Here is a 22,578-nt window from a genome sequence, read left to right as displayed (position 1 = left end):
ACCATCCCCATCCCTAGCCCCTCCCCACAAAAGGGAGGGGAAGTGGCGGCGCGAAGCTTGCTCCAGCCCGGAACGACCCTTCGAGGATTCGAGCCATGACCCAGCCAGTGGCGGCGCCGACGGTTCGGACCACCTGCCCCTATTGCGGGGTCGGGTGCGGCGTGCTCGCGACCCCGGACGGGCAGGGCGGCGCCACGATCGCGGGCGATGGCGAACACCCGGCCAATTTCGGCCGCCTGTGCTCGAAGGGCTCGGCGCTGGGCGAGACCCTGTCGCTGGAGAACCGCCTGCTCCACCCGCAGGTCGACGGCGCCCAAGTCTCGTGGGACGCGGCGCTCGACACGGTCGCGGGCAAGCTCCGCGCGGTGGCGGACGAGCACGGGCCGGACGCGATCGCCTTCTACCTCTCGGGCCAGCTCCTCACCGAGGATTACTACGTCGCCAACAAGCTCGCGAAGGGCTTCATCGGCACGCCGCACGTGGACACCAATTCGCGGCTGTGCATGTCGAGCGCGGTCGCGGCCCACCGCCGGGCCTTCGGCTCCGACACGGTCCCGGGCTGCTACGAGGATCTCGACGAGGCCGACCTGATCTTGCTGGTCGGCTCCAACACGGCCTGGTGCCACCCGATCCTGTTCCGCCGCATGGCCGACGCCAAGGAGCGCCGCGGCACCAAGTTCGTGGTTATCGACCCGCGCCGGACTCAGACCGCGCAGGAATCCGACCTGTTCCTCGGCATCCGGCCGGGCACCGACACCGCCCTGTTCTCGGGCCTCCTCGTCTACCTGTCCGACAACGGTTTTCGCGACCGCGCCTTCATCGATGCCCATACGGCCGGGCTCGACGGCGCCCTCGACCGCGCCCGCCAGATCGCGCCGGATCTCGCAGCGGTCGCCGCGGTCACCGGCGTGCCGGAGGCCGACATCGCGGCCTTCTACGCCCTGTTCGCCGGCACGCGCCGGGTGGTCACGGCCTTCTCGCAGGGGGTGAACCAGTCGGCGCAGGGCACCGACAAGGGCAACAGCATCATCAACTGTCACCTGATCACCGGCCGCATCGGCGAGACCGGGATGGGGCCGTTCTCCCTGACCGGACAGCCCAACGCCATGGGCGGGCGCGAGGTCGGGGGGCTGGCCAACATGCTGGCCGCCCACATGCATTTCACCCCCGAGGAGGTGGACCGGGTGCGACGCTACTGGGGCGCCCCGCGGATCATCACCGGCGAGGGCATGAAGGCGGTGGCGCTCTACGAGGCGATCGCCCGGGGCAAGATCAAGGCCCTCTGGGTGATGGGCACCAACCCGCTGGTCTCGATGCCGCGGGCCGACGCGATCCGCGAGTCGCTCGCCGGCCTCGATCTCTACGTGGTGTCCGAGGCGGTGTCGGATTCCGACACCGCAAGGGGCCGGGCCAGGACCACTGTGCTGCTGCCCGCTCAGGCATGGGGCGAGAAGGACGGCACTGTCACAAATTCCGAGCGCCGGATCTCGCGCCAGCGCCGCTTCCTGAAGAGCCCCGGCGAAGCGAGGCCCGACTGGGCGGTGCTGGCCGATGTCGGTCGCCGGCTCGGGCACGGCCGGGCCTTCGCGTTCGACTCCGCCGCGGCGATCTTCCGCGAGCATGCCGGGCTCTCGGCCTACGAGAACAACGGCACCCGCGACTTCGACCTCGGCGCACTCGCGGACATCGGCGACGCCGCCTACGACGCGACCCTGCCGGTGCAATGGCCGATCCCGAAGCGCTCCGGCTTCCGGGGCGCGCCGCAGGGCAAGGCGCGCCTGTTCGGCGACGGCCGGTTCTACACCTTCGACCGGCGCGCTCGCTTCGTGGCCGTGCAGCCGCCGGGCCTCGCCCAGTCGGTCTCGGAGGCGTTCCCCTTCGTGCTGAACACCGGTCGGGTGCGCGACCACTGGCACACGATGACCCGCACCGGGAAGAGCCAGCGCCTGTCGGCGCACCGGGCCGTTCCGTTCGTCGAGGTGCATCCGGACGACGCGGCGATCCAAGGGCTCACGGATGGCGGGATCGCCCGTCTGACCACCGAGCACGGCGAAGCCGAGCTGGAGGTGATGGTCACCGACACGGTGGTGCCGGGCAGCCTGTTCATGCCGATGCATTGGGGCGGCGCCTTCGCGTCGCAGGCTCGGGTCGGCGCGCTGGTGCGCGGCGTGCCGGACCCGGTGTCCGGACAACCCGAGCTGAAGGCGACCCCGGTCGCCATCGCGCCGGTCGCCTACCGGGCCAGGGGCTTCCTGCTGTCGCGGCAGCAGGTGGCGCTGCCCGACGGCTGGTGGTGGGCGCGGGCGGCGGTCACGGGCGGCTGGGGCCTGCAATTCGCCACCGAGGCGAGTTCCCGTGCCGTCGCGCTGATGATCCGCGGACTGATCCAGAGCGGCGCGCTCCCGGGCGGCGATCTGGCCGAGTATGCCGACCACGCCCGGGACCGCTACCGTTGCGCCGTCTACGACGGCTCCCGGCTCGTCGCCTGTCTCGCCTACGGACCCACGGAGGCGCAGCCCGACTGGGAGGCGGCGAAAGCGCTGTTCGCCGCCGAGGAGCCGGAGGCCGCGGCGCGACGGGCGCTGCTCTCGGGCCGCGCGGCGACGGCCTCGGCGGGGCCGGTGGTCTGCGCCTGCCACGGCGTCGGCGCCGACGTGATCGCCGCGACCATCGCCGAGGGCGCCGGCTCCGTGGAGGCCGTGGGCGCCTCCTGCAAGGCCGGCACGAATTGCGGCTCCTGCATCCCTGAGATCCGCAAGATGCTGGTCGGGCAGACCGCCCGCGCCGCGTGATTTTCTGATACACTCACCGGAGAGGACGGACCGGGTGATCCCATCCGATCCCCTCATCCCGAGGCGCCCGCGTCGGCGGGCCTTGAAGGAGCCCTCCAGCCGGCCGCGCGATCCCTGGAGCCCTCCTTCGAGGCTGCTGCGCAGCACATCAGGATGAGGGGACGGACGGGACGGACCGACCGAGGACGATTCAGGACAGGCCCGTGACCGAGACTCCCCTGCGCGCCGCCCGCGCACCCCGCGAGACCAAGGCTGCTGGCCTGGAGCCGCTGGCGGTGCTGCCCGTCTTCGTGCCCCTGCGCGGCAAGCGGGTGGTGCTGGCCGGCTCCTCCGGCGGCGCGCCCTGGAAAGTGAAGGTCCTCGCCGCGACCGGGGCCCATGTCGACGTCTACGCCCCCGAGCCCAGCGAGGAGCTGCGCGCCGTGCCGGGCGAGATCGTCGACGGGCAGGTGGTGCTGCACGAACGCGCCTGGAGCCCCGACGACCTCTGGGGTGCGGCCTTCTGCATCGGCGCTATGGAGGACGAGGCCGAGTGCGTCGCCTTCGTGGCGGCGGCGCGCGGGGCCGGCGCCATCGTCAACGCGGTCGACCGGCCGCATCTCTGCGACGTGAAGTTCGGCGCCATCGTCAACCGGTCACCGCTGGTGGTCGGCATCTCGACGGAGGGCGCCGCCCCGGTCTTCGGCCAGACCGTGCGCGCCCGGATCGAGGCGATGCTGCCCCGCGGGTTCGCCCGCTGGATGGGCGCCGCCCGCGACTGGCGGGACGGCGTCACCGCGCGCTTCCACGGGTTCGCCGAGCGCCGGGCCTTCTGGGAGCGCTTCACCGACCGCGCCTTCGCGGAACCCGACCGGAGACCGACGGAAACCGACCTCGCCGAGCTGCTCGGCGAGACCGAAGCGGCTCCGAAGGGCGGGGCGGTCACCCTGGTCGGCGCCGGCCCCGGTGACGCGGAACTCCTCACGCTCAAGGCCCTGCGGGCGCTGCGCAACGCCGACATGATCCTGTACGACGACCTCGTCGCCCCGGAGATCCTCGATTACGCCCGCCGCGAGGCCCGCACCATGCTGGTGGGCAAGACCGGCCACGGCCCGTCCTGCCGGCAGGACGACATCAACGCGCTGATGGTGCAGCTCGCCCGCTCCGGCAAGCAGGTGGTGAGGCTGAAATCCGGCGACCCGCTGGTCTTCGGCCGGGCCGGCGAGGAGATCGAGGCCTGCCGCGCCGCCGGCATCCCGGTGACCGTGGTGCCCGGTGTCTCGGCCGCGCAGGGCGCCGCGGCGGCTCTCGGCGTATCGCTGACCCACCGCGATGCCGCGCGCCGCCTCCAGTTCGTCACCGGCCACGACCGACGCGGGGCGCTGCCCGACGATCTGAACTGGGGTGCGCTGGCCGATCCCAGCGTCACGACCGTCGTCTACATGCCCAAGCGTACCTTGCGAGCGCTGCTCGCCCGCGCGGTCGCGGAGGGGCTGGCGCCCACGACGCCGGCGCTCCTCGTCTTCAACGCAACGCGCCCGAACCAGACGGCGCTGCGCGGCACGGCGATCGATCTCGCCGACCGGGTCGAGGCGGCGGGGCTCGACGGGCCGGCCCTGCTGATGGTGGGCGAAGCCTTCTCCGAGATGCGGGGCGCGCTTCCAGCCCAGGCAGAGCAGAATCGCGTGGCGGTCTGAACCTGCTCTCGCCGAAGGCCACCCGCGACGCCCTCACCAGGCGGAGCGACGTGACCCAGGGCAGCGCGACATCGGTCAGCGTCGCGCCGCCTGGATTGCTTCGCGCCGCTCGCAAGGACGGCAGCGCCGTAATCATCGACCGAAGCTGGCTCAGGTCTCGCCGGCCACGAAGGCGCGCATCAGGTAATTGGCGATCGCCATGGGCGGCGGCGCCTGGATCCCCTCGGGATGGGTGCCGTCCAGCATCGCGGCGACGGCCGCGCGATCGAACCAGCGGGCATCCTCAAGTTCGTTCGGATCGGTGACGATGGCGCCGTCGAGGGCCTCGGCGGCGCAGCCGAGCATCAGAGACGACGGGAACGGCCAGGGCTGCGAGGTCCGGTAGGTGACCGCGCCGACGCGGATCCGCGTCTCCTCGAACACCTCGCGGCGGACCGCGTCCTCGATCGTCTCGCCGGGCTCCAGGAAGCCCGCGAGGCAGGAATACATGTGCGGCCGGAAATGCGGCCCGCGGCCGAGCAGGCAGGCGTCGCCTCGGCGCACCAGCATGATCACCACCGGGTCGACCCGCGGGAAGTGGTGGGCGCTGCAGTTCGGGCACTCGCGCCGGAAGCCGCCGGCCTTCACCGCGGTGACGGTGCCGCAATTGGCACAGAAGCCGTGACGGGCATGCCAGTCGAGCATCGACTTGGCCACGGCCAAAAGCCCGAGTTCCTCCGCCTCCACGATGGATTCGGTGGCAATCGAACGCAGGTCGAGGGTGCGGATCCCGTCGTCGGCGAACCGCTCCGCGGCCTCGGCCGGCGCCGCGGCGGCGAAGACCGGCTGCCCGTCCCGATGCCCCAGGAAGATCCGCATCCCGTCGGTCAGGCCCGCCGCGTCGGCGGGATCGATAAGGGCCGTCGCGCCGCGCAGGACGAGCCGGTCGCCGCAGAGCAGGACCAGGCGCGCCTCCGGCGCGTCGAGGGCGGGAACCGCTTCCTCGGGCTGCTCGGCCGAATGCCGATCGAGACGGTTCCGGACGAAGCCGAGGGTGTCGCGGGGATCGGTCATGCGTTTCGTTCAGGCCGCCGAGAACAGGGCGCCGGCGCGCTCGATGAGCTGCGCGCGGGCGTGAAGCGGGTAGGGCGTGCGGGTCCCGACGCCCCAGACCGGTCCGGGCCAGGCCGGGTCCGAGCGGAAGCGTCCGACGACATGGACGTGAAGCTGCGCCACGACGTTGCCGAGAGCCCCGACATTCACCTTGTCGGGCCGGGACAGGGCCTGCATCACGCCGACGGCGATGCGGGTCTCCTGCCAGAGCGCCTGCGCGTCCGACTCTGAAAGATCGGTGATCTCGACGAGATCCGGACGGCGCGGCACGAGGATCAGCCAGGGAAACCGGGCATCGTCCATCAGCAGCACGCGGCACAGGGCGAGGTCGCCGACCTCGACGGTGTCGGCGGCCAGGCGCGGATCGAGGGTGAAGACCGAGTCGCTCATCGGTGACCGATGTAGCGCAGCTTCGACCGCGGCGCGCGGTCCGTTCGCCGGAACGGTGACGCAGCCCACGCGCGGCGCCGGGGCCGGCCCGGTCAGAGGCCCGGCACGACGCCCTGACGCCCGACCGCGATCGTGCCGGCGTCGAGCGATCCGTCCGGAGCGGACCGGGCGAAGATGGTCACGGCCGCACCGGGTTCGAGCAGCGCCTTCTCGCCTGGCGACAGCTGGGTGACCGGCGTGTCGCGCGGGACTTCGAAGGCGGATCGGCCGCCGGTGTAGGACAGCGCCACCCGCAGGGGCGATCCGGCCTGCAGGTCGGTCACCCAGCCGGCCGTCAGGCTCGCGCCGGGGGCGGTGTCCCAGGGTTGGCTTCCCGCCTCGAAGCCCCGCTCGGACGGCGAGTACAGCGTCACCGCCGTGGCGCGCTGGGGCTCCGATCCGGGCGCACCGACCACGCTGACGTAGCTCTCCGGCTTGATCGACCACAGGCTCGACTGGTTCACCGCGTAGATCCGGGTCCGCGGCCCCATCCGCAGGGTGAGGGTGCTGCCGCTGGACCGCCGGATCTCCAGACGGTCGGCCTCGGCCCGGATGATTGTGCCGCGGAACCGGGGTGAAATCGGCTCGGCGCGGACGGCGGCCGTGGCGGCCAAGGCCAGCACGGGGGCAAGGAGAAGGCGTTTCACAGGGCTCACGGGCTCCTTGTCGCTCAGGTCCGGGAGCCGAACGTCAGGCGCCACGCCCGGTTCCCGGTCGCAGGCGTGCCATCCCCGATGGCCGCCGCTCAAGGTCGGGGCCGTCAATGCGCCATCAGGACCGGCATGTCGGCGTGGGCGAGCACGTGGCTGGTGACACCGCCGAAGATCATCTGGCGCAGGCGGCTCTGGGTGTAGGCGCCCTTGATCAGCAGGTCGCAGCCGAAGGCCTGCGCCTCGGTGAGGAAGGTCTCGCCGGGCGCGCGCCGACCGGCCGGCAGCGCCCGGTGGGACGCGTCCACGCCTTCGCAGGCCAGCGCCTGGGCCAGATCCTGCGCGGTCGGGCCCGGCACCATGCCGCCCTCGACGCTGAGCACCAGCACCCGCTGCGCCTTCCGCAGGAACGGCATCGCGAAGGCGACGGCGCGGGCGGTCTCGGTGGAGCCGTTCCAGGCGATCAGGATCGCATCGCCGAGACTCGCCGGCGGGGTCGGCGGCGCGAGCAGGATCGGCCGGCCGCTCTCGAACAGGGCGGTCTCGAAGGTGGTCATGCGCGGCGCGTTGTCGGTGGTGCCCGGACGGCCGACCACGGTGGCCGAGAACAGCCGCGCGTACTGGCCGAGGAAGGCGTCGCCGGTCGGCACGTCCTGCCGCCAGCGAAAGCGCGGTCCGGCCTCCGCGACCCGCTCCGGAATGCACAGCCCGTCACGGGCATGCCGGGGAATGCCGGCCGCATCCATGAAGGCGACGAAGCGGCCACCCGCCTCCTCGGCCTCGGCCCGGTCGGCCTCCTCGTCGCGCAGCCACGTCATGCCCCCGACCATGTCGACCGGCACGTATTCGGCCAACGCAGGACGCAGGGACACGCCCTCGATCAGGCTGCCGAAGCGCGAAGCCGCCAGCCGGGTCGTCTCGAACACGGAGGGCAGGGCGTCGTGCATTGCGACGGGTACGAGCAGCGTCTTCATGGCAGCGTCCTCCTCGGGGGACGAGGCTAATCCGGGCGGCCGCTCTGTGGAACCGGGCACGGCACGGCGCGCACACGGTTTTGCGCGTCGCCTGGATCGAGACGGGACCGGGCCCACCGGGTAAGCGGCCGCTCGACGAGGCGGTGGACCAGCAGGGCGGCCGCGACGCTGCCCGCGAGCATCAGGGCCATCCCGCCCCAGGGGTGCACGGCCGGCGCGAGGCCGAGCCGGAGCAGCGCCTCGCGGACGAGGCGCAGCGCGAAGGGATGCACGAGATAGAGGGCGTAGGACGCGTCCCCGAGGATCACGAGGCCCCGCACCGCGGCCGGCAGGCGTGAGACCTGCGCGGCGTCGCGCTCCGGCCCGAGCGCGGCCGCCACCAGCAGCGCCGCCGGCACGCCGACGAGCAGCGGGCGGAGGAACCCGTCGGCCCCGTCCAGGCCGGCAAGCCAGCGGGCCGCCAGGACAAGACCCAGGGTGCCGAGGGCCGCGAGGACGAGGCGGACCGGCAGCCCAGGCTGGAATCCGTTGCGATAGGCGAGGGCGAGGCCGGCGCCGGCCGCGAATTCCAGCACGATTGGATCCGCCCAGAAGCGCAGCGGCACCGGCAGGTCGGGCATGAGTCTCCCGGCGGCAACCAGAAGCGCCAGGACCAGGACCAGCCAAGCCACCGCGCCGCGTCGGCCGAAGCCGAGTCCGGCCGCGAAGAGGACGTAGAAGAAGGCCTCGTAGTTCAGGGTCCAACCCAGGCCGTAGGGGGGCTGGACGGTGCCGTCGGGCCGGGCCGCCGGCCAGAACAGGAACCCGGCGACGAGCGCCCCGGGATCATGGGCCAGCGCGGCGGCCTCGCCGAGAAGCTCCGGGCGGGCGAGGGCGAGGCCGAGATAGGCGAGGCTCACCAGCCAGTAAAGCGGCACCACCCGGGCGACCCGGTGCGCCAGGAAGCGCCCCCGGCTGCCCGGCTGCCCGAACAGGCGCCCGGCCGCCAGGACGATGACAAGGCCGGAGATCACGAAGAACAGATCGACCCCGCCCCACCAGGGCAGCAGCGTGCCGGGGTCGAGGGCCGGGCCGGCGCCGCGCCCGGCGAGCAGCCCGGCCTCGTGCCGCGCGTGGTGCCACACCACCATCAGCGCCGCCGCGGCGCGCAGGATCTGGACGGCGACGAGGCTCATGTAGCGGCCGCGGCCCGGTCGCGACGAGCCGCCCGTCCGAGGTTGGACGATCGCGCCGTCATTGCGGCGCGCCGGGAGCGAGCCCGAAATCCATCACCCTGGTTGGTCGGTGACACGTGTCTCCAAGGCCGCCAATCCATCGTAGATCCTGCCTGGCGCGAAGCAAAAACAGCAGGAACCATAAGCCGATGGCCTCGTTGACGCACCAATTCGCGAACGCGCCGGCGTGAGGTCTGCGATCTCCGCGTGCAGCGTACCATGCCCGTTCGCGCGTCCACTTTGACAAGAGGTTCCGATGCTCAAGAATTATGCTGCTGCCTCCGCGCTCGTCCTGGCGCTGTCGACGCCGGCTCTCGCGCAGAGCGCCAACGACTTCCGCGTCCAGTCGATGCAGGCGAACGCATTCGAGATCCAGTCCTCGCAGATCGCGCTGTCCAAGTCGCGCAATCCGCGGATCCGCTCCTACGCCCAGGAAGTGCTGCGTGACCATCGCGCCGCCAACGTCGCCCTCGCCGGCGGCCAGACCGGCGCCATGGCGGCCGGCGATCCGGGCCTCGGCGGCCTGATCACCGCCCCTGTCGCTGTAGCGGGCAGCGCGGTCGGCGCCGGTGTCGGCGCGGCGACCGGCGTGGTCGACGGCACCCTGTCGGGCGGCCCGGTCGGCGGCCTCGAGGGCGCGGGTGCGGGCGCAGCGCGCGGTGCCGCAGCGGGCAGCCAGATCGGTCGTGGCGAGGTCATGGCCACCGGCGCCTCCACCATCGTGCCGCCGAACCCCGAGCAGCAGGCGATGCTGTCGGAGCTGTCGGCCGCCCCGGCCGGCGCGCGGTTCGATCGCCTGTACGCGACCCAGCAGATCCAGGCGCATCAGATGAGCCTGGCGATGACCCAGGCCTACGCCCAGGGCGGCCCGAACCCGGCCCTGCGCAACTACGCCCAGCAGGCCCTGCCGGCCCTGCAGATGCACCTCCAGATGGCCCAGCGTCTGCCGGGCGCGATGTAAGACACGATCCGGCACAAGGCCCGGCTTCGCGCCGGGCCGATCGGCGGCGGGTGCGAGCCCGCCGCCTTTTTTTATGTCCGCGTCGCGCTCAGTCGCACGCGATGGCGGCGACCGAACGGACCGCCAACCCGGCAGTGTCGAGCGGCGGCTTGAACTCGCCGGTCGTCGGATCGCAGACCAGCAGCGAGCCGGTGGCCACGCCGAAATGGGCGCCGTGGAGCTCGATCCGGCCGTCGTCGACCCGCTCCTTCACGAACGGAAAGGTCAGCAGGTTCTCGATGCTCTGCTTGACGACGGCGAGTTCCAGCTTGGTCAGGTAGTCCGGCGCGTCGGGATCGCCCGCCTTGGACTCGGCCTGCCCCACGAGCGAGACCCACTTGCCGATGAAGTCGCCCGGGGAGAGCGGCTTGGCCTTGTTGGCGTAGGCCTTGATGCCGCCGCAGGTGGCGTGGCCGAGCACGACGATATGCTTCACCTCCAGCGCCTGGACGGCGAATTCCAGAGCCGCCGAGGTGCCGTGGTACTGCCCGTCGGGCTGGTAGACCGGCACGATGTTGGCGACGTTGCGGATCGTGAACAGCTCGCCCGGACCGGCATTGAAGATCGCGCTGGGCGAGACACGGCTGTCGCAGCAGCTGATGATCAGGATCTCGGGATTCTGGCTGGAAGCGAGCTGCGCGAAGCGGCGGCGCTCCGTCGGGAAGCGATCCTGCAGGAAGGACCGGTACCCTTCAGTCAGGTAGATGGGGAACATCAATTGGTCTCCGGTTAGAGGATTCCGCGTTGCGCGGAGTGGAACTCAAGGATCCTGCCAACTCAGAACGCGCGGCTGGACCGGAATAGTCCCGCTCGCGACTTCGGCTGCAAGCTCGGCGAGGCCCACGGGCTCGACGCGCTCGCCGCTGGCGCGCAGTTCATCGAGCGGCCACCAGCGCGTGCCGATCAGGGGGTTGTCCTCGGTCTCGGCGAGGCGGCTGGTATCGACCCGGTCGTCCGGCAGGCGGACGAGGAAGTAGCGCTCGCGCGCGTCACGCGACTGGCGGAACAGGTGGAACGGCCCGTCGCAGGCGGCGACCTGCGGGCCGATGGTCGCGTCGGCGCGGCCGATCTCCTCCTCGAGCTCGCGCCGGCAGGCGGTGACGTGGTCCTCGCCGGGCTCCAGACCGCCGCCGGGCATGAACCAGAACCGGAGCGGCGCCCCGTCCGGACCCTTGGCGTGGACCGACGTGTAGGCGATCAGCAGGATCCGGTCCTGCGGATCGAGGACGATCGCCCGGGCAATATGACGGATCGGAAGCGGGGTTTCTGCGCTCATGGCGGCTGAGCTAGCGCGCGCGGTTCGCGATGAACACCGGTATGGTGCAAATGATCACTGTTCCGGCGGGGTTCGATCGTCCGCCCGTGAGGCCGGCGCCCAGATCACCACCGGCAGCCCATGCGCGTCGCGCTCCGGCCGCGCCGGCAGCGGCACGGCGCAGCCGTCGAGAAAGTCGCGGGCGACGACCAGCGCCGCGAGGGCGTCGAGATGGTCATCCTCCGGGACACCTTTGACCCGGCCGGCGATCAGCGCAGCGGGCAGGCCGGCGGCAGCCAGGAGGGTCCGCCGCAGGGCGAGACCCGCCTGCGCGTTCCGGCCCTTCTTGGGCAGGCCGAGGGGCCGGTCGCCGTTGAGCGCGTGGAACGCGACCTCCGGGTGCACCTCGTGGAGCCGGTCGCGCGCCTCCGGGCGCTCCCGCAGGAGCGTGTCCACCGCGCGGACGTAGCGGAAGATGTTGAAGCCCTGGATCGAGGGCGCGAAGGGCGGCTCGCTGCCGGCGCGGGAGGCCGCCTTCGCGGATTCGTAGTCCGGCGCGTACACCGCGGCGCGGGGCGGCATTGGGAAGACCGAGGAGCGCGCCGGCCCCAGGCGCGCGCGGGCGGCGCGATCGGCGGACCGTCCGCCACCGAAGATCCGGTCGGGCAATCCGATCGGCACGTCGATTCCGACGATCAGCGGCTGTTCCGGCGTGTCGAGGAGCGCGGCGACGTCGGGGAACAAGGCGCAGCGGTGGCGAGCCGGATCGTCAACGTCGATGAGGGCGCCCGCCCAGGCGCCCCGGCAACCGTCCAGCCCCGCGATCCAGCGCGCCATCCTCGCTCCCTCTGCCGGTCCCGCGCCGCGCCTCTGGCCCGGAACCCGAAGCCCGCGATGGTCTTGTCTGCCTTGCCCGTCCGGGCGCGGAAAGCTATCCGCGCCCGGACGGGCGCCGCAGCCCCGGGAGAAGCGTGATGAGCGAGATCCGTCCCCGCCGCAGCGTGCTGGCGATGCCCGGCTCCAACGCCCGGGCGCTGGAAAAGGCGCGGACGCTGCCCGCCGACGTGATCTTGATCGACCTTGAGGACGGCACCGCACCCGCGGTGAAGGCTCAGGCCCGCGCGCAGGTCGCTGCCGCGGTTGCGGCGAGGGGCTTCGGCCAGCGCGAGATCGTGGTCCGCATCAACCCGCCCGAGACCGAGGACGGCGAGGCCGACCTCGTCGCGCTCGCGCCGGCCGCCCCGGACGCGATCCTGGTGCCGAAGGTCCGCGCCTCCGACGCGCTGATCGCCGTGGGCTCGCGCCTGCGCCGCCTTGGCGCGCCGCTGGCGACGCGGGTCTGGGCGATGATCGAGACGCCGATGGCGGTGGTGAACGCCGCCGAGATTGCGGGCGCGGCCCGGGACGTGGACGGGCGGCTCGGCGCCCTGGTGATCGGCCCGAACGACCTGCTGAAGGCGTCTCGGATCCGGCCGCCCGGGCGGGCCGCGCTGATGCCCTGGTTGATGAACGTCCTGGCCGCCGCCCGAGCCTACGAGATCGAGGCGATCGACGGCGTCTTTACCGACCTCACCGACGCGGCCGGGTTCGAGGCCGAGTGCGCGCAGGGGCGCGACCTCGGCTTCGACGGCAAGATGCTGATCCACCCGAGCCAGATCGGCCCGGCCAACGCGGCCTTCGGGCCGGACGCCGAGGAGATCGCGCAGGCGCGGCGGCTGATGGGCGACTTCGACGCGCCGGAGAGCCGCGAGCGCGGCGTGATCGCGGTGGACGGCAAGATGGTCGAGCGCCTTCACGTCGAGGCGGCCCGGCGGACGCTTGCCATGGCCGAGGCGATCGCGCGGCTCTCCGCGTGAGCGACCTGCCCGAGGTCGGCCTGCGGCTGCTCGACCCGCGCCTGCCGGGCTGGGGCTTCCCGCGCTGGGGCTCGTCGGCCGCGGCAGGCCTTGACCTGCATGCCTGCCTCGATGCGCCCCTGGTCCTGCCGGCTCAGGGCAAGTCGGTCCTGATCCCCGCCGGCTTCGCCGTGCTGATCCGCGAGCCCGCCTGGTGCGGGCTGATCTTCCCCCGCTCGGGCCGCGGCCACAGGGAGGGCCTTGTGCTCGGCAACGGCACCGGCGTGATCGACGCGGATTACGAGGGCCCGCTGATGGTCTCCGCCTGGAATCGGGACGAATCCGAGCCCGTCCGGATCGAGCCGGGCGAGCGGATCGCGCAGCTCGTCTTCACCCGGATCACCCGGCCGGTGCTGACCATGCTGGAGGGCGCGCCCGGCCCCGGCTCGGACCGGGGCGCCGGCGGGTTCGGATCGAGCGGGCGCTAGGCCGCCCCTCAGTCGAGGGTCTTGCCGAGCCGCCCCGCCAGATCCTGGGTGAACTGGAAGGCGGTGCGGCCCGAGCGCGAGCCGCGGGTGGTGGCCCATTCGAGGGACTCGGCGCGCAGCTGCTCCGGCTGGACGGCGAGGCCGTAGCGGTCAGCATAGGCGCGGATCATCGCCAGGTACTCGTCTTGGCTGCACTTGTGGAAGCCGAGCCAGAGGCCGAAACGGTCCGAAAGCGAGACCTTCTCCTCCACGGCCTCGCCGGGATTGATCGCCGTCGAGCGCTCGTTCTCCATCATGTCGCGGGCGAGGAGATGCCGGCGGTTCGAGGTGGCGTAGAACAGCACGTTCCCCGGCCGCCCTTCGATGCCGCCGTCGAGCGCCGTCTTGAGCGACTTGTATGAGGTGTCGTCGGCGTCGAAGGAGAGGTCGTCGCAGTAGACGAGCCAGCGGTGCGGGTCCGGCCGCAGCAGGGCCATCAGGTCCGGCAGCGCCTCGATGTCCTCGCGGTGGATCTCCACGAGCTTCATCGGCAGGCTGCCGGCAGGCCGGCGGGCGTTGATCTCGGCATGGGCCGCCTTGACCAGCGAGGACTTGCCCATGCCGCGGGCGCCCCACAGCAGGGCGTTGTTGGCCGGCAGGCCGCGGGCGAAGCGCTCGGTGTTCTCCACCAGGGTGTCGCGTGCCCGGTCGATGCCGGTAAGCAGGCCCATCTCCACGCGGGCGACCTGCGGCACCGGGGTCAGCCGGCGCTCGGGGCCCCACAGGAAGGCGTCGGCGGCGTTCGGGTCGAAGGCCGGCGGGATTGCGGGCGCGGCCCGCTCCAGCGCGGTGGCGATGCGCTCCAGGAGCGGCATCAGGGTGTCGAGGGTCGCGGGGCTCGTCATCGGATCGGGGGGTTCGCGTGCAGGTCGGTCAGGCGGCCGGTTCTACGGGGAAGATTCCGGGAAATCATCCGTATCCGGACGCATGACGCAGGTCTTCCGAACGCGAACCCGGATCGGGCGTTGAGTCTCCCGGCGGGGTGGGCGCCATGACGCCGGGGAGCACGATGGAAACAGGACCGACGATCCGGATCACCCAGGTCGCCGATTACGTCTTCACGGTGGATTTCGGTTCGGCCCTGCCGGCGCTGATCACCGACGAGGCGCCGCCGATCGGCGGCGGGACCGGGCCGTTCCCCGAGCAGCTCCTGATCTCCGGGGTCGCGAACTGCCTCTGCGCCAGCCTCGTCTTCGCCCTGGGCAAGTTCCGCCAGGAGGCGCGGGGTGTGGCGGCCGAGGCGTCCTGCCGGGTGGAGCGCAACGCCGAAGGGCGGCTGCGGGTCACCGGGATCGGCGTCCACATTCAGCTCGGGGCCGGCGCCGCCGAAATGCCCCGGATCGACCGGGTGCTGGAGCAGTTCGAGCGGTTCTGCACCGTTTCGGAGAGCGTGAAGGCCGGGATCCCGGTAGCCGTCTCGGTAACGGACCGCGACGGGACGCGCCTGAAATGACCCAGGCCGGGGAAAAATCGGCGGCCCGGCGCATTTCCGCAGGATCAATCGGCCGCCAGGGCCGGACGAGGAGACGCCATGTCGGACCAGACGCGAGAGCCCGCCCGCGCCCCCGAGGAGCTTGCCGCCCTGTTCAACCGACGCGCCAATGCCGGCGACGTCGAGGGCCTCGTCGCCCTCTACGAACCCGACGCGGTGCTGGCAGCCGGCCGCGTGGTCGCCACCGGCCATGCCGAGATCCGGACCTTCTACGCCGACCTGCTGGCGCGCAAATCCGACTTCCCGGCGCCGGAAACGCCGCCGCCCCTGCGCAACGGCGCGCTCGCCATGACCTTCGCGCAGCTGCCCAAGGGCGCGTTCTCGGTGGAGGTCGCCCGCGAGCAGGCGGACGGGACGTGGCTCTGGGCGATCGACCAGCTCAAGCTCGCGCCGCCGAAGGCGTGACGGCCGGCTCATAGGCCTCGTCACCACGCGGCCGCGCAGCGGAACCCGGGGTCCAGACGCACCAACGCGCCAGGTTCCGGTGCGCGTCGCGGTTCTGGATTCCGGGCCCGCCCCCGGCGCCCCGGAATGACTGTGAGAGAGAATGCCGATCCGAGTCGGACCGGTCCGACACCCGCGCTTGTCCCACCGGACGCGATGCGGCAAAGCGGGGCCCGCGCGCTCGACGCCGCGCAGAAGACCCGAGCCGACTCGATGCACGACATCCGCGCCATCCGGGAGAACCCGGACGCCTTCGACCGCGACCTCGCCCGCCGGGGCCTCGCGCCGCTCTCGGCCGAGCTGATCGCCCTCGACGAGACGCGGAAATCGTCGGTCTCGGCCGCGCAGGCCAATCAGGAGCGGCGCAACGCGCTGGCCAAGGAGATCGGCGGCGCCAAGAAGGCCAAGGACGAGGACCGTGCCGCCGCCCTGATGGCGGAGGTCGCGGCCCTGAAGGAAGCCGAGCCCGAGCTGAAAGCCGCGCAGGACGCGGCCGACAAGACCCTGGCCGACCGGCTCGCCGCGATCCCGAACCGGCCGAAGCCAGACGTGCCGGAAGGCGCGGACGAGCACGGCAACGTCCTCTACCGCAGCCACGCCTCCACCCGCGAACGGCTGACCGAGGGCAAGGAGCATTTCGAGCTCGGCGAGGCCGTCGGCCTGATGGATTTCGAGGCGGCGGCCAAGCTGTCCGGCTCGCGCTTCGTGGTGCTCAAAGGCCAGCTCGCGCGGCTGGAGCGGGCGCTCGGCCAGTTCATGCTCGACCTGCACACGCAGGAGCACGGCTACCTGGAGGTGGCGCCACCGGTGCTGGTGCGCGACGCCGCCATGTTCGGCACCGCGCAGCTGCCGAAGTTCGAGGACGACCAGTTCTCGGTCTTCAAGGGCCTCGATTACGTCAAGGCGCTGCAGGGGCAGGCGGGCGCGGACTCGGCGCCGGTCAGCGACGAGCATTTCTGGCTCGTCCCGACCGCCGAGGTGCCGCTGACGAACCTCGTGCGCGAGTCGATCCTCCGCGAGGAAGAACTCCCTCTGCGCTTCACCGCACTCACCCCCTGCTTCCGCGCCGAGGCCGGGGCGGCGGGGCGGGACACCCGCGGCATGCTGCGCCAGCACCAGTTCAGCAAGGTCGAGCTGGTCTCGATCACGACGCCGGAGGAATCCGCCAACGAGCACGAGCGGATGCTGTCCAGCGCCGAGGCGGTGCTGAAGAAGCTCGATCTGCCCTACCGGGTGATGACCCTCTGCACCGGCGACATGGGCTTCGCCAGCCAGAAGACCTACGACATCGAGGTCTGGGTGCCGGGCCAGCGCACCCACCGCGAGATCTCGTCCTGCTCGGTCTGCGGCGACTTCCAGGCACGGCGGATGAACGCCCGCTACCGGGGCAAGGACGGCAAGCCGGCCTATGTCCACACCCTCAACGGCTCGGGCGTCGCGGTCGGCCGCGCGCTCATCGCCGTGATGGAGAACTACCAGAACCCGGACGGCAGCATCACGATCCCGTCGGTGCTCCACCCCTACATGGGCGGGCTCAATCGGATCGAGGGCACCCGCTGATGCGCATCCTGGTCACCAACGACGACGGCATCCACGCGCCGGGGCTCAGTACCCTGGAGGAGATCGCCCGGGAGCTCTCGGACGACGTCTGGGTCGTGGCGCCGGAGAGCGACCAGTCCGGCGTGTCGCACTCGCTCTCGCTCAACGACCCGCTGCGGCTGCGGCAGGTTTCGGAGCAGCGCTTCGCCGTGAAGGGCACGCCGTCGGACTGCGTGATCCTGGGCGTGCGTCACATCCTGGGCGATCACGGCCCGGACCTCGTCCTGTCGGGGGTCAACCGCGGCCAGAACGTCGCCGAGGACGTGACTTATTCGGGGACGATCGCGGCCGCCATGGAGGGGACGATCCTCGGGATCCGCTCGATCGCGCTCAGCCAAGCCTACGGCGCCGGCGGGCGCGGCGCGCTCAAGTGGGACTGCGCCCGGACGCACGGCGCGAGGGTCGTCCGCAAGATCCTGGAGACCGGGATCGAGCCCGGCATCCTGGTCAACGTGAACTTTCCGGACTGCGAGCCGGCCGAGGTGCGGGGCGTCGCGGTGGCCGCACAGGGCTTCCGCAACCAGGCGCTGCTGTCGATCGACGCGCGGGTCGACGGGCGCGGCAACCCGTATTTCTGGCTGGCCTTCGCCAAGGCGCGGTTCGAGCCGGGCCACGGCTCCGATCTCAAGGCCATCGCCGAGAAACGGATCTCGGTGACGCCGCTGCGCCTCGACCTCACCGACGAGCCGACGCTGACGCGCTTCGCGCAGGCCTTCGCCGGGTGATCGAACGGACGTCGATCGATCTGGGCAGCCTGGAGGCGGCTGCCGGCAACGCGGCCTTCGTGATGGCGCTTCGGGGCCGGGGCCTGCGGGACACCGCGGTGCTGCGGGCCATGGAGCAGGTGCCGCGGGACGCCTTCGCGCCGCAGCCGCATCGGGAGCATGCGCGGCGCGACATTGCCCTGCCGTTGCCCTGCGGCGCGTCGATGACGGCACCGTCCACGGTGGCGCTGATGCTGGCGCTGCTGCGGCTCGAGCCGGGTCAGCGCGTCCTGGAGATCGGCACGGGCTCGGGCTACGTGACCGCGTTGCTGGCCCAGCTCGGCGCCGGCGCGGTTCTGAGCCTGGAGCGCTACACGACGCTGGCCGGGATGGCGACGCGACAGCTGGCGTCCCTCGCCGAGGTGCATGTCGTCCGGGCGGACGGGCTCGCCCCGGAACTGCCCGATGGCGGCTTCGACCGGATCCTGGTCCACGGCAGCGTCGCGGCGATCCCGGCGCACTGGCGCGCGGCCCTCGAACCGGGCGGGCGGCTGGTGACGGGGCTTAGCGGCGACGGGCTTTGCCGGGCCGCCGTGCTGGCTTCGCCGGAGGCCGATGCGGAGTTGGGCGCGCAGGTCCGTCTCGCGGCGCTGGTCCCGGGGCTCGCGCGCGTACTCTGACAACGCTCCGACATCGCGAGCGCAGCAAAGCAATCCAGCGGCGCGACATCCATGGGCGTGGCGCCGCTGGATTGCTTCGCTCCGCTCTCAAGGACGCCGAAGCCGCGGCTATCTCACCCGCCGCGCCGCCCGCCAGAGGCGCCACAGCCGCCGCCAGCGCGGCAGCTCCACGGGCGTGTTGAGTGGGTCGTAGGACGCCCGCTCCATGGCGGCGAGATAGGGCTCCACCAGGGCTACGGGCAGGAACGCCGCCCCGGCCGACGGCGCGATGGTCGGGCGCGCCGCCTCGAAAGCCTTCAGGTGCTGCCGGGCGAGGGCGCGCAGGTCGGCGCAGGCCCGGCGCAGGCCCGGCCCGCCGCGGCCCGTGACGATGTCCTCGCGGGTGACGCCGTAGCGGCCGAGGATGTCGGCCGGCAGGTAGACCTGCCCCGAGCGGGCGTGCCAAGGCAGGGCGCGCAGGAGCCCGGTGATCCCGTAGGCCACCCCGGCATGACCGGCCGCGCCCGCGCCGCCCGGCTCGGTACCGTTGGCGATCACGAGACTCGCCAGCCGGAACAGGGCCGAGGCGGTCTCGCCGCAATACCCCTCCAGGTCGTTCACCCGGGGCATCGGGTCCTCGTAGAGGTCGAACACACGGGCATCGATCAGGTCGACGAAGGGCTGGCGCCCGAGGCGGTTCACCCGGATCGCCTCCTCAAGGGCGGCCGCCACCGGGTTGGCCCGCACGTCGCCCCGTGCCTCGCCCTGGAGGGCGTCGCGCCACCATTGCAGGCGGATCTCACCGGCCATGGGGGCCGACACCGCCTCGCGCACCCGCGCGACGGTCAGGCTGAAGGCGTAGAGCGCGAAGAGGTGGGGGCGGGCGGCGGCCGGGGCGAACAGGGTCGCGTAGTAGCGGTCCGGGTCGCCGGCCCGCACGAGATCCTCGCAGTGGGACTGCGCGAAGGCGAGCCCGGTCTCCGCCGTCTTGCCGTCGGCCTCCGGCATCAGGCCACCGCGATCAGCGCGGCCGCGACCTTGCGGTTCTCGGCCACGAGGATGTTGTAGGTGCGGGCGGCGGCGCCGGTCTGCATCACGTCGAGCCCGACGCCGAAATCCTTGAGCCAGCCCCGCAGCGCCGGGTCGATCGCCGCAATGTCGAGGCCGGTGCCGACGAGAAGCAGCTCGATCCCCGCCGCCTCGGCCTGGACCGGGCGGAGCGCCGTCCGATCAATCGCCCGAGGCTCGGTGACGTCCCAGGCGCGGACCCCCGAGGGCAGCATCAGGATCGAGCCGCGATGGGACATGCCGGCGAAGCGAAAGCCGCCATTGCCGTAGGTGTCGATGATGTGGCGGCCCGGCACGAAGCCGGACTCGAAGCTCTTCGGGGTCTCCCGCTCGGCCATGTCCGAAACAAACTACTCCGCCGGTTGCGGGACGCTCGACCGCTCGGCCGCCGCGCGGGCGCCCGAGAGCATCAGCCCCAGGTAGATCAACACCGGCGTCGAGATGAAAATCGCCGAGTAGGTGCAGATCACGACGCCGCAGAGCATCACCACGGCGAAGCCCTTGATCGCCTCGCCGCCGAACAGCACCAGCGCGAGCAGCGACAAAGACGACGAGATCGACGTCATCACGGTGCGCGACATGGTCGAGTTGATCGACAGGTTGAGCAGATCGACGGTGGGAATGGTCTTGTACCGGCGCATGAGCTCGCGGGTCCGGTCGAACACCACGACCGTTTCGTTGAGCGAGTAGCCCACGATCGTCAGGATCGCGGCGATCGAGGTCATGTTGAACTCGATGCGGGTGATGATGAACACGCCGACCGTCAGCACGATGTCGTGGAGGGTGCCGACGATGGCGCCGAGCGCCAGTTCCCGCTCGAACCGGAACCACAGGTAAAGCAGCACGGCCACGACCGAGAGCACGACGCCGAGCGTGCCGGACTGGACCAGCTCGCCGGATACGCGTGGGCCCACGGTCTCGGTGCGGCGGAAATCGTAATCCTTGTCGAAGGCGGCGTGCGCCTTGTTCATCACCGCGGTCTGGCCCTGTTCGCCGGGCTGGAGCGGCAGGCGGACCAGCACGGTGCCCTGGTTGCCAAGTTCCTGCACCTCCGGCTCGCCGAAGCCGAAGCCCGCGGCGGTGTGCCGGATCGAGGCGACGTCGGCCGTGCCGGACTTCGCCTGCAGCTCGACCAGGGTCCCGCCCTTGAAGTCGATGCCGAAGTTCAGCCCGATCGTCAGGAACAGGGCCACCGTGGCGAGCGAGAGCAGCGCCGAGAGCGGGAAGGTGAAACGCCGGAATCGCATGAAGTCGAAATGCGATTCATCGGGCCAGAGGCGGAGCAGGCGCATGGTCGGTCTCGATAGGCGGGGCTGCTGTACGGTCTCGCTGATCCGCCGTCATTCCGGGCCGCCCGAAGGGCGAGCCCGGATACCAGAACCGCGGCCGCGCCAGGGCCGGCGCCGTCGGCGTGTCTGGATCCCGGGCTCTGCTGCGCAGCCCCGGGATGACAGGGTGGGCCGCCCGGTCGGGCGATCAGACGAGAGACGCTTCGCCAACCTCCTGAAAAAGCACTTGGGTGTGCGACGACCCCGTCGTCAGAACGGCAGGGCCTTGGGCCGGAAGGTCTTGTACCACACGGCGATCATCATCCGGGTCAGCGTCACGGCGGTGATGACCGTCGTCAGGATGCCGAGGATGAAGACCACGGCGAAACCCTTCACCGGGCCCGAGCCGAGGAAGAACAGGATCAGGGCGGCGATCGCCATGGTCGAGTTCGAGTCGATGATGGTGGCAAACGCCCGGTCGAAGCCGGCCTGGAGCGCCGAGATGAGCGAGCGTCCGGCATGGCTCTCCTCGCGCATGCGCTCGTAGATCAGCACGTTGGAATCCACCGCGGTGCCGATGGTCAGCACGATGCCGGCGATGCCCGGGAGCGTCATGGTCGCCTCCAGCACCGACATCAGACCCAGGATCAGCCCGACATGGACCATCAGGGCGATGTTGGCGATGAAGCCGAAGGTGCCGTAGGTCGCGAACATGAACGCCACCACGAGGGCCGCCGCCACCAGGGTCGCGAGCTTGCCGGCCTCGATGGAGTCGCGGCCGAGACCCGGTCCGACGACGCGGCGCTCGACCACGGTGAACTTAGCCGGCAGCGCGCCGGCCCGGAGCAGCACCGATAGGTCGTTGGCCTGCTGGACCGTGAAGTTGCCGGTGATCTGGCCCGAGCCGCCGGTGATCGCCGAGCGGATCACGGGCGCCGACACCACCTCGTTGTCGAGTACGATCGCCATGCGGCGGCCGACATTCTCCGAGGTCGCCTGCCCGAAGCGCTGCGCGCCGCGCAGGTTGAACTTGAAGCTCACCATCGGCTCGTGGGATTGCTGGTCGAAGGCCGGCTGCGCGTCGGTCAGCTCGCCGCCATCGGCCATGACCCGGCGCTCGACCGGCACCTTGGCGCCCTTCTCGTCCTTCGACGGCAGCATGTCGACGTCGCCGGACGGGCTGTCGGCGAGCATCCGGAATTCGAGCTTGGCGGTTGAGCCGAGAAGCTTCTCCAGGCGCTCAGGATTCTGCTCGCCCGGCACCTGGATCAGGATCCGGTCGGCGCCCTGCTGCTGGATCGACGGCTCGGTCGTGCCGGTGGAATCGAGGCGGCGTCGGATGACCTCGATGCCCTGGCTCACCGCCCGGCGGGTCCGGTCGGTGATCCCGGCATCGGTCAGCGTCAGGCGGATCACGCCGCCGGGCTGCTCGGAGACGTCGAGGGTCCGGGCCGCCGTCTGGCCGAGCGACGTGGTGATCGGCAGCGACAGTTCCTGAAGCTTCGGCAGGACCTTGGCCCGGGCCGCGTCGTCCGCGACCTTCACCTGGACGCCGCGCTGGAGCAGGCCGATGCCGCCGTCGGCACGGACGTTCTCCTGCTGAAGCACCCGGCGAACGTCGTCGCGCAGGGCCTTGGCCTGGGAGGCGATCAGCTCGTTCTGGTCGACCTCGAGCAGGAGCTGCGAGCCGCCCTGGAGGTCGAGGCCGAGCACGATGGCCCGGGTCGGCACCACCCAGCTCGGGAACCAGGAGGGCAGGCTGGCGACGAAGCCCTTGCGCTGCTCGGGCGAGAAGAAGCTCGGCACGGCGAGCATCAGCCCCACCAGGATCAGGCCCAGCGTCGCGATGATCTTCGCACGGGAGAAGCGCAGCATCGGCCGTCTTTTTCTCTTGTGGGCC

Annotated in this window: 23 protein-coding genes; 10 read left to right on the top strand and 13 right to left on the bottom strand. The window is 71.7% G+C overall.

Translation table 11 applies throughout. The annotated features are described in order from the left end of the window. Window positions 1-95: 95 nt before the first annotated feature. Together AC3WSN_RS12120 and cysG are read left to right on the top strand one after the other, a co-directional pair. Window positions 96-2,792: a nitrate reductase gene (locus AC3WSN_RS12120; protein WP_492538237.1), complete on the top strand. Its 2,697-nt coding sequence runs from the start codon at window positions 96-98 to the stop codon at window positions 2,790-2,792. Window positions 2,793-2,995: 203 nt separating this feature from the next. After that, window positions 2,996-4,468, top strand: a complete 1,473-nt coding sequence (cysG, locus tag AC3WSN_RS12115) for a siroheme synthase CysG (RefSeq protein WP_492538235.1) — start codon at window positions 2,996-2,998, stop codon at window positions 4,466-4,468. A gap of 150 nt (window positions 4,469-4,618) precedes the next feature. Here cysG and nudC read toward each other — a convergent pair whose 3' ends face one another. The 5 genes from nudC to AC3WSN_RS12090 all read right to left on the bottom strand — a co-directional run bounded on the left by nudC (window position 4,619) and on the right by AC3WSN_RS12090 (window position 8,788). Further along, window positions 4,619-5,521, bottom strand: a complete 903-nt coding sequence (gene nudC, locus AC3WSN_RS12110) for an NAD(+) diphosphatase (protein ID WP_492538233.1) — start codon at window positions 5,519-5,521, stop codon at window positions 4,619-4,621. Between the two features lie 9 nt (window positions 5,522-5,530). Then, on the bottom strand, window positions 5,531-5,950 hold the full coding sequence (locus tag AC3WSN_RS12105) for an HIT domain-containing protein (RefSeq protein ID WP_492538231.1): 420 nt from the start codon (window positions 5,948-5,950) through the stop codon (window positions 5,531-5,533). Between the two features lie 92 nt (window positions 5,951-6,042). Then, the gene (locus tag AC3WSN_RS12100; protein ID WP_492538229.1) at window positions 6,043-6,636 is read right to left on the bottom strand and encodes a hypothetical protein; all 594 of its coding nucleotides are present in this window, start codon (window positions 6,634-6,636) and stop codon (window positions 6,043-6,045) included. Between the two features lie 113 nt (window positions 6,637-6,749). Then, entirely contained in the window at window positions 6,750-7,613 is an 864-nt protein-coding gene (locus AC3WSN_RS12095) for a universal stress protein (RefSeq protein ID WP_492538227.1), read from the bottom strand. A gap of 26 nt (window positions 7,614-7,639) precedes the next feature. Further along, window positions 7,640-8,788, bottom strand: a complete 1,149-nt coding sequence (locus AC3WSN_RS12090) for an acyltransferase family protein (protein WP_492538225.1) — start codon at window positions 8,786-8,788, stop codon at window positions 7,640-7,642. A gap of 295 nt (window positions 8,789-9,083) precedes the next feature. Between AC3WSN_RS12090 and AC3WSN_RS12085 the strand changes: the two genes are divergently transcribed. Then, window positions 9,084-9,788, top strand: coding sequence for a DUF4142 domain-containing protein (locus tag AC3WSN_RS12085; RefSeq protein WP_492538223.1), 705 nt, complete (start codon window positions 9,084-9,086; stop codon window positions 9,786-9,788). 88 nt (window positions 9,789-9,876) lie between these two features. On the opposite strand, the gene AC3WSN_RS12080 is transcribed toward AC3WSN_RS12085, so the two are convergent. From AC3WSN_RS12080 to AC3WSN_RS12070, 3 genes are read right to left on the bottom strand one after another with little or no spacing between them, the layout of a single operon-like run. Continuing rightward, window positions 9,877-10,542, bottom strand: a complete 666-nt coding sequence (locus AC3WSN_RS12080; protein ID WP_492538221.1) for a carbonic anhydrase — start codon at window positions 10,540-10,542, stop codon at window positions 9,877-9,879. A 45-nt stretch (window positions 10,543-10,587) separates the two neighbouring features. Next, entirely contained in the window at window positions 10,588-11,103 is a 516-nt protein-coding gene (locus AC3WSN_RS12075) for an NUDIX hydrolase (protein WP_492538219.1), read from the bottom strand. A gap of 54 nt (window positions 11,104-11,157) precedes the next feature. Continuing rightward, window positions 11,158-11,919, bottom strand: a complete 762-nt coding sequence (locus AC3WSN_RS12070) for a DUF429 domain-containing protein (RefSeq protein WP_492538217.1) — start codon at window positions 11,917-11,919, stop codon at window positions 11,158-11,160. A gap of 137 nt (window positions 11,920-12,056) precedes the next feature. Here AC3WSN_RS12070 and AC3WSN_RS12065 point away from each other — a divergent pair, with 137 nt between their 5' ends. Together AC3WSN_RS12065 and dut are read left to right on the top strand one after the other, a co-directional pair. Further along, the gene (locus AC3WSN_RS12065; protein ID WP_492538215.1) at window positions 12,057-12,938 is read left to right on the top strand and encodes an HpcH/HpaI aldolase/citrate lyase family protein; all 882 of its coding nucleotides are present in this window, start codon (window positions 12,057-12,059) and stop codon (window positions 12,936-12,938) included. After that, complete coding sequence (gene dut, locus AC3WSN_RS12060) at window positions 12,935-13,405, top strand: dUTP diphosphatase (RefSeq protein WP_492538213.1); 471 nt, start codon at window positions 12,935-12,937, stop codon at window positions 13,403-13,405. The genes AC3WSN_RS12065 and dut overlap by 4 nt, the downstream gene beginning before the upstream one ends. A gap of 8 nt (window positions 13,406-13,413) precedes the next feature. Here the strand turns inward: dut and AC3WSN_RS12055 are convergent, their stop codons facing one another. Continuing rightward, window positions 13,414-14,289 carry an ATP-binding protein gene (locus AC3WSN_RS12055; RefSeq protein WP_492538211.1) on the bottom strand — a complete coding sequence of 292 codons (876 nt, stop codon included), beginning with the start codon at window positions 14,287-14,289 and terminating at the stop codon, window positions 13,414-13,416. A 164-nt stretch (window positions 14,290-14,453) separates the two neighbouring features. Between AC3WSN_RS12055 and AC3WSN_RS12050 the strand changes: the two genes are divergently transcribed. The 5 genes from AC3WSN_RS12050 (at window position 14,454) to AC3WSN_RS12030 (ending at window position 18,363) form a co-directional block, all read left to right on the top strand. After that, on the top strand, window positions 14,454-14,897 hold the full coding sequence (locus AC3WSN_RS12050; RefSeq protein WP_492538209.1) for an OsmC family protein: 444 nt from the start codon (window positions 14,454-14,456) through the stop codon (window positions 14,895-14,897). Between the two features lie 78 nt (window positions 14,898-14,975). Then, window positions 14,976-15,341, top strand: coding sequence for a nuclear transport factor 2 family protein (locus AC3WSN_RS12045; protein ID WP_192708911.1), 366 nt, complete (start codon window positions 14,976-14,978; stop codon window positions 15,339-15,341). 252 nt (window positions 15,342-15,593) lie between these two features. Next, a complete protein-coding gene (gene serS / locus AC3WSN_RS12040; RefSeq protein ID WP_492543088.1) occupies window positions 15,594-16,940 on the top strand; it encodes a serine--tRNA ligase in 1,347 nt (448 codons plus the stop codon). Then, window positions 16,940-17,704 carry a 5'/3'-nucleotidase SurE gene (gene surE / locus AC3WSN_RS12035; protein ID WP_492538207.1) on the top strand — a complete coding sequence of 255 codons (765 nt, stop codon included), beginning with the start codon at window positions 16,940-16,942 and terminating at the stop codon, window positions 17,702-17,704. The genes serS and surE overlap by 1 nt, the downstream gene beginning before the upstream one ends. Before the next feature lie 62 nt (window positions 17,705-17,766). Beyond that, window positions 17,767-18,363: a protein-L-isoaspartate O-methyltransferase family protein gene (locus AC3WSN_RS12030; protein ID WP_492543086.1), complete on the top strand. Its 597-nt coding sequence runs from the start codon at window positions 17,767-17,769 to the stop codon at window positions 18,361-18,363. A 108-nt stretch (window positions 18,364-18,471) separates the two neighbouring features. On the opposite strand, the gene AC3WSN_RS12025 is transcribed toward AC3WSN_RS12030, so the two are convergent. The 4 genes from AC3WSN_RS12025 to secD all read right to left on the bottom strand — a co-directional run bounded on the left by AC3WSN_RS12025 (window position 18,472) and on the right by secD (window position 22,553). Further along, window positions 18,472-19,350: a phytoene/squalene synthase family protein gene (locus AC3WSN_RS12025; RefSeq protein WP_492538205.1), complete on the bottom strand. Its 879-nt coding sequence runs from the start codon at window positions 19,348-19,350 to the stop codon at window positions 18,472-18,474. Further along, the gene (locus AC3WSN_RS12020; RefSeq protein WP_192708908.1) at window positions 19,350-19,748 is read right to left on the bottom strand and encodes an Mth938-like domain-containing protein; all 399 of its coding nucleotides are present in this window, start codon (window positions 19,746-19,748) and stop codon (window positions 19,350-19,352) included. The genes AC3WSN_RS12025 and AC3WSN_RS12020 overlap by 1 nt, the downstream gene beginning before the upstream one ends. A 12-nt stretch (window positions 19,749-19,760) precedes the next feature. Beyond that, window positions 19,761-20,702, bottom strand: coding sequence for a protein translocase subunit SecF (gene secF / locus AC3WSN_RS12015; RefSeq protein WP_192708907.1), 942 nt, complete (start codon window positions 20,700-20,702; stop codon window positions 19,761-19,763). Window positions 20,703-20,948: 246 nt separating this feature from the next. Then, window positions 20,949-22,553 carry a protein translocase subunit SecD gene (gene secD / locus AC3WSN_RS12010; RefSeq protein ID WP_192708906.1) on the bottom strand — a complete coding sequence of 535 codons (1,605 nt, stop codon included), beginning with the start codon at window positions 22,551-22,553 and terminating at the stop codon, window positions 20,949-20,951. Window positions 22,554-22,578: the final 25 nt, after the last annotated feature.

The sequence above is a fragment of the Methylobacterium sp. FW102-HT35C08 genome (assembly GCF_058790235.1).
This window is presented reverse-complemented; position numbering and strand designations above follow the sequence as displayed.